A 6,568-nucleotide genomic window follows, 5' to 3' on the forward strand; every position below is an offset into this window, starting at 1 on the left:
CCCGCCCGGGGCGCGCGGCCCCCCCGCCGGCGCGGGACGCGCGCCCCCCTCTCCGCTCAGTAACGGACCTGCAGCTGCGGCAGCAGGATCGCGTCCTCCGCGCCGACCTTCAGGACGGAGCGGCCGAGGTCGAGGTGCACGACCGCGTGGCCGCGCAGCGCGAGCCACTCCGCCGGCGCGTCGAACTCGATCGGGAGGCCGCAGGCGTCGAGCGCGCCCGCAGCGCCGCTCTCCTCCCACGCTCCGACGTCGTCGAGGGCGATGCGCACGTGCGCCACTTTCCCCGGCGCGGGCAGGGTGAACGTGCCGAGGTCCCAGGCGTGGTCGGCGCGCGTCAGGTCCATGGTCGTGACGCGGCTCAGGTCGATGGCGAGCGGCGCGCCGTCCACCTCGACGGAGACCGCCGCGAGGTCGAGGACGACCGCGTCGAAGCCGGGGTTCGCGACGCCGAGGAGCCGCAGCGTCGCGAGCTGAGGCTCGAGGGACGTCGTCGGATCGGTCGCGCCCACGGAGTCGTCGGGCGGGGGCGTGGTCGGGGTCTCGATCGCCGGCTCGCCGGGAGCTCCGGCGGGTCCGGTCTTGCCCTTGGGGCTCGTGCCGCCGCAGGCGATCGCGGCGAGGGAGAGGAGGAGGAGGCCAGTCTCGAGCGTTCGGATCATGGTCTGTTCCTCCTTCACGGGCTGCAGGTCTCGCCGGTGGGCGAGGTCGGGTCGACGCCGAGGGCGCGGGCGTCGACGGGCTGGGCCGGGCCGACGGCGAAGCCGTCGGGGAACGGCAGCGCGTCGCCCTGCGTGTTGAAGGCGGCCAGGTCGTCGATGAGCCCCTTGATGTCGCCGCACGCCGTTCCGCCGAGCGCCGTCACGGCGTCGGCCACGAGCGGCGAGGACGTCCCGAACGCGCGCCCGTTGCAGATGGCGGCCGCGGTCTGGTGGGCGAGCAGGATGCGGAAGCGCGCGAGCGCGTCGCGCGGCTCGCCGGACACGTACCGCGCCGGGCTGGCCCAGAGCAGCCCGAGGAGCTCCTCCAGCGTGTCGATCGTGGTGAACCCGAGGTCGATGGGGCCGCCGGCGATGCATGCCGTCGCCGCGTCGACGTGCGTCTTCCAGAACCCGAGCGTCCGGGTGACGCCGCTCGGCGGGGGCGGAGGCGGCACCTCGGGCGGCTTGCACACCACCCGCGCGGTGCACTGCGCCTCGCCGTGCTCCCACCCCGCCGCGAAGCGGTTGTCGAGCCGCGCGCAGCCGCCGGTGGTCGAGCAGGACATGCCGGCCTCCCCGGCGAGGGTGACGCACTCCTCGTACGAGTCGAGGGTGAGCCCGTACTCGAAGGTCTGCGATCCGCCGACCGGAAGCGCGAGGTCGAGCTCCTGCCGGGCCGGGTCCATGAACCGATCGCTGATCCACGCGACGATGGAGACGTCGGTGGGGTGCACGTTCCGGACGGTCGCCTGGAACGTGAGGGTCGCGGGATAGGAGTCGACCTCGACGACGGCGGCTCCGTTGACGGTCTTCTCGCACACGAGCTCGTGTGCGCGGGCCAGCGGGGCCGCGAGCATCATCGCCGCGACCCCGGCCCACCTGCAGGCTGGTCTCACTGGGATCTCCTCGCTCCGGGGAAGGGAGTCGGCGGAGGCTCGTTTCACGCGCCGTGCCGGTAGGCGAAGGTAGGTTCGGGCGCACACCGGCGCGTCGAGCGGCCGAGCGGTGGGAAGTCTCCTGCCACGAGCAGGGCAACGGACGGGAGCAGGTGGGCACGCTCGTTCCCTCGAGCCACGAGCGGCCCCCGACCCGCGGAGCGCGGAGCCAACCGCCTCTCGTGCAAGCACGACGTGGTGGTCGCGGCGACGGAGCGCCGCTTCGGAGGGGGGGCGGGCGAGCAACCGCCGGGCAGCCCGCTCAGCGGCCGCCCGCGAGGCGCGCGATGCCCCGCTCGACCGCTCCGACGAGGTAGGGCCGCAGCTCCGCGGGGGCGATGATCCGATCGAGCGATCCGACGCGGAGCGCGCGCTCGACGGTGTGGATCGCGTCGAACTCCTCGGCGACCTCACCGACCTTCTCGGCGCGCACCGCGCCCGTCACCTCCGAGCGCCGGAGCAGCGCCGCCCCGCCCGCGGCGGCCGCCTTCTCCGCCTCCGCGACGCGCGGGTCCTTGCGCGTGCGGGACTCGACCTCTCGCGCGAACACGACCGCCGCCGCGGGGGCGCCGCCGATCACGGACGCGCGCGCACCCTCCACCGCGACGACCTCCATGTCCTCGCGGAGCGCCTTGGAGAACACCACGAACGCGCCGCCGTGGTAGCGGGACACGACGCAGAAGACGATGGGCCCGCGGAAGTTCACCACCGCGCGGCCGATCTCCGCGCCGTGCTCGAGCTGCAGGCGCCGCATCGACTCGGGGGAGCCGTCGAAGCCGGAGAGGTTCGCGAGCACCACCACGGGGCGGTTGCCGCTCGCCGCGTTGAGCGCCCGCGCGATCTTCTTGGACGACTGCGGGAAGAGCGTCCCGGCCGACCAGAGCTCGGGCCCGTCCGCGGGGACGAACTCGAGCCGCGGGAGCGGGCGGGACTCGATGCCGACGAGGCAGACCGGGAAGCCGCCGAGGTGCGCGTCCCAGACCACGGCGGTGTCGCCCCCGCGCAGGTCGCGCCAGCGCTCGAGCGGGGCGTGATCCTGGTCCACGCAGGCCGCCATCACGCGCCGGATGTCGAACGGCTTCTTGCGGTCCGGGTTCTTCTCGAGGCTGAAGACGTCGCCCACCGTCTCGAACCCCGCGCCGCCCTCCGGTCCGTGCGGGTACGAGCGCACGTCGCGTTCCACCGGGTCGGAGGTCGCGGCGCGGCGCGGGGCGCGCTCGCCCGGGACGACGTAGGTGTGCGCGTAGTGCCGCATGAGGATCCCGACGGCCTCCGCCACGCTGCCGGCCCGGTACTGCGCCTGGCCGTTCGGCCCCATGATCCGGTCGTAGCCGCCGATGCCCATGTTGTCCTCGGCCGAGACGCTCCCGGAGTACTCGAGCGCCTCCTTTCCGGTGAGGACCATGGCGGACCCGGGCGTCATCACCAGGATGCCCCGGGTGTGCATGAGCATCGTCGCCTCGGCGTTCCAGTAGGGCTGGGCGCCGACGTTGATGCCGACGACGACGACGTTGAGCTCGCCCCCGCGCTGGGTGAACTCGACGATCCGGCGCAGCACGCGCGAGATCCAGTCCATGTTCTCCGTGCCGCTCTCCATCGAGATCTTCGCGCCCGCGGAGACCGCGAACCACTCGAGCGGGACCTGGAGCCGCTCGGCGAGGGCGAGGGCCGCCTCGATGCGGGCGCACTCGGGCTCGGCGAGCGAGCCCATCGCCCGGCTCGGGTCGCCGAGCAGGACCACGCGCAGCATCCCCTCGGGGTGACGATCCGTGAAGCTGCGCACCGTCCCGACCACCACGTTCGACGGGTTCGCGCCGGGCGGCCGCGTGACCGGGACGAGCACCCCGGCGGCGTCGAGATCGTGCTCGACGAACTCGCCCGGCGGGACCGCCGCCTGGGTGCCGCGCGACGGCGCGAGCAGCTTCACGATCTCGAACGGGTGGGTGAGCCCGCGCCGGCGGAGCTGGACGACGCGCTGCTCGTACTCGGTCATCGGCTCCAGCGGCCGGTCGGTGGGCTCGTCCCAGCGGATCGACACGCCCCCCCGGTCGTCCGCCACGAAGCGCAGCAGCGTCCGCTTCATCGCGCCCGTCGCCGGATCGGGGAGCCGCGCGTCGATGAGCGCCATCTCGAGCCCGAGCCCCGCCGCGGCGGGCGCCATCCGCGCGGCGAGGCCGCGGATCTCGGCCGGCGTGAGCGGCAGGGGCGGGCCGACCGTGAGGAGCACGCGGTTCCACTCGAGCCGCTGCCCCGGCGCGCGGCGCGCCTGGAAGCGCCGCATGCCGGCGAGCGCCTCGTGGAGCATCCGCTCGACGTGGGGCATCTGCACCACGCGCCCGGAGCCGTCGCGCACCGGGGCGATGGCACGCACCTCCGCGACCGCGAAGAGCCGCTCGTCCCTGGGGTTGTCGCGGGAGACGCCGCGGTAGAGGTACACGTCCTCGACCGAGGGGAGGCGCTCGAGCTCGAACCGCGCGAGCCGCCCGAGCTGCATCCGCTTGAAGAGCATCGGGTGGACGCCGCGGTGGCGGCGGTCCTCGGTCCACTCGGACGGCCCGCCGCGGAAGGTGAAGTGCTCCTGGCTCGCCTGTCGTCCCAGGCCGCGCCCGGGGATGGCGAGGAGGAACGAGGCGCGGCGCAGCGGGCGCGTGAAGGCCGCCTCCGCGAGCGCGAGGCGGAGCCGCTCCGCGAGCGCGTCGGGGCCGTCGATGGGCGCGTCGTGCCAGACGTAGAGCTCGACCGCGACCGCGCGGTCCCCGGGGACCTCCGCCGCGAGCCGGGCGAGACGCCGGACCGCCTGGTCGATCTCTCCGGGGTGCGAGAAGGCGGCGATCACGCGGAACGCCTGCCCCTCGAGCGTGTAGTCCGACCACGCGCACGCGAGCCCCTCGACCTCGCCCACCTCGACCGGGCCGAGCGCGCGGTCGCGGTAGTAGCGGCGGAGGAGGGTCTCGACGAGCCGCGAGCGGAGCGGCGGCGCCGCCTCCGCCATCCGCGAGACCACCATCGTCGCGATGGACTGCGGACACTGCACGATCCGCTCGACGAGCGCCTCGCGCGCCGCCCCCGCCTCCGAGGCGAGCCGTCCGAGGTCGGCCTCGGCCTGCGCGGTCATCTCCGCGCGCACCCGGTCGAGGCGCGGCTGGTCGTGGCGGCGGTAGCGGACCTCGCGCGCGAGGTCGGCGAGCGCGGGGAAGCGCTCCTGGCCGACCGCCGCCAGCCGGTCGAGCTGCTCGCGCGGGGCGACCGCGGCGGGCGCCTCGGGCGCCGCCAGCCAGCGCTCCAGGATGGCGAGCACCGGCGCGAGCTGGGCCTCGGCGCGCTCGTAGGCCTTCTGCATGCGGAGCAGCGCCACCTCGAGCGCGCGGCCGGGGACGTCGAGCGACAGGCCGTAGTGCGCGAGGGCGCGGCGGAGCGCGCCGACGAAGGTCTCGCCGAGCCCCTCTCCCCGCGCCTCCGGCTCGTGGAGGTAACGCCAGAGCGCCTCGAGCGGGGGCGCCGCGGAGGGATCCGCGCCGGGGCGCGCCCGCCCGTAGAGCGACTGCACGTCGGCGAAGGCCGCGACGACGGCCGACTCGGCCCGGAGCGTGGCGGCGGCGCCGTGCGGGGCCGCGAGGGACAGCTCGCGCCAGCCGGAGGCGAGCCGCCGCGCCTCCGCGGCGGTCACGTCGAACCCGAGGACGAGCCGCTGCAGCTCGGCGAGCGCGCCGAGGTAGCGCTCCGCGTCGCCCGCCGGCTCCGTCGGCGCGGGGCCCCCCAGCGTGAGCGGCGCGGCGGCAGGCTCGGGGGCGGCCTCGCCCTCGGGGTCGATCCGGAGGAGCGGCGCGCCGGGATCGACCTGGGCGTTCGCGACGGTGAGCACCTCGCGGATCGTCCCCGCGTACGGCGCGGGCACGGCCATCTCCACCTTCATCGACTCGATGCGCGCCACCGGCTCGCCCGCCGCGACGCGCTGGCCGGGCGCGACCGGGATCGCCACCACCACCGCGGGCATGGGCGAGGCGACGACGCCGGCGGGATCGCGCCGGACGACGTGCGGCACCCCGTCCACCTGCACGAGCTGGCGGAGCCCGTCGGACGCGACGAGCAGCCGCGCGCGCCCGCCGCTCCACGTGAGCCGCCGCTCGTGCGCGCCGAGGTGCTCGACGCCGAGCTCCAGCGGCGCGCCGCCGGCGGGGGCGACGCGGTAGGCGCCGGGGCCGATCTGCCGGACCTCGAGCCGGTGGCGGCGCCCCGCGTGGCGAAGCTCCACGCCGCGGCCCGACGACGGGCCCACGCGCGGGCGACCGCGGCGCGCCTCGGCGACGAAGCGCGCCCGCTCGAGGTCGAGCTCGGCGTCGTACGCCTCGATGGCGGCGGCGACGACGGCGACCTCCGGGCGCTGGGGGAGGGCGGGCTCTCCGGACGCGGCGAGCGCATCGAGGAGCCCGGCGCCGGCGCGTCCGGCGCGGACCTCCGGGCGCGCGCAGAGCGCCCGGAGCCACGCGGTCGAGGGCGCCGCGCGGTGCAGGAGGACGTCGCTCCCCTCGAGCGCCTGCTCGAGGCGCTCGAGCGCCTCCGCGCGGTCGTCGCCGCGGGCGATCACCGTCGCGATCACCGACCCGGCGGGCGCCTCGTCGCCCTCGTCGAGCGCGGGCTCCGCGCGCACCCCGGGACCCGCCGCGAGCCGGAGCACCTCCAGCCGTCCGGCGGCTGCGCCGGCCGCCACGACGCGGGCGGCGAGCGCGTGGCCGTGGCGCGCCCCGGCGGGCGCCCCGTCGAGGTCCTCGCCCGCCGCGAGGCGCAGGGCGAGGCGGACGAGGTCCATCCCCGTGGCCTCCTCGACGGCGGGCGCGGAGTGCGCGCGCGCGTCGATCCCGGAGAACGCCATCCGCCCCGCCGCGTCCACCGCGAGCTCCACCGCGCACAGGCCCACCCAGCCCGCCTCGACCGCGG

Annotated in this window: 3 protein-coding genes; all 3 read right to left on the bottom strand. The window is 76.4% G+C overall.

Annotation, left to right across the window (positions count from 1 at the left end; genetic code table 11):
- Window positions 1-56: 56 nt before the first annotated feature.
- The 3 genes from MNZ39_RS19995 to MNZ39_RS20005 all read right to left on the bottom strand — a co-directional run bounded on the left by MNZ39_RS19995 (window position 57) and on the right by MNZ39_RS20005 (window position 6,548).
- Window positions 57-659, bottom strand: coding sequence for a hypothetical protein (locus tag MNZ39_RS19995; protein WP_242340848.1), 603 nt, complete (start codon window positions 657-659; stop codon window positions 57-59).
- A gap of 14 nt (window positions 660-673) precedes the next feature.
- Complete coding sequence (locus MNZ39_RS20000) at window positions 674-1,594, bottom strand: hypothetical protein (RefSeq protein WP_242340849.1); 921 nt, start codon at window positions 1,592-1,594, stop codon at window positions 674-676.
- Between the two features lie 301 nt (window positions 1,595-1,895).
- A complete protein-coding gene (locus MNZ39_RS20005) occupies window positions 1,896-6,548 on the bottom strand; it encodes a carboxyl transferase domain-containing protein (protein ID WP_242340850.1) in 4,653 nt (1,550 codons plus the stop codon).
- Between the last annotated feature and the right edge of the window lie 20 nt (window positions 6,549-6,568).

Source organism: Anaeromyxobacter sp. SG66, assembly GCF_022690805.1.
Taxonomy (GTDB): domain Bacteria; phylum Myxococcota; class Myxococcia; order Myxococcales; family Anaeromyxobacteraceae; genus Anaeromyxobacter; species Anaeromyxobacter soli.

Excerpts from the sequence above, each read along its gene's own strand:
- MNZ39_RS19995 (WP_242340848.1), bottom strand. The coding sequence starts at position 659 with ATGATCCGAACGCTCGAGACTGGCCTCCTCCTCCTCTCCCTCGCCGCG.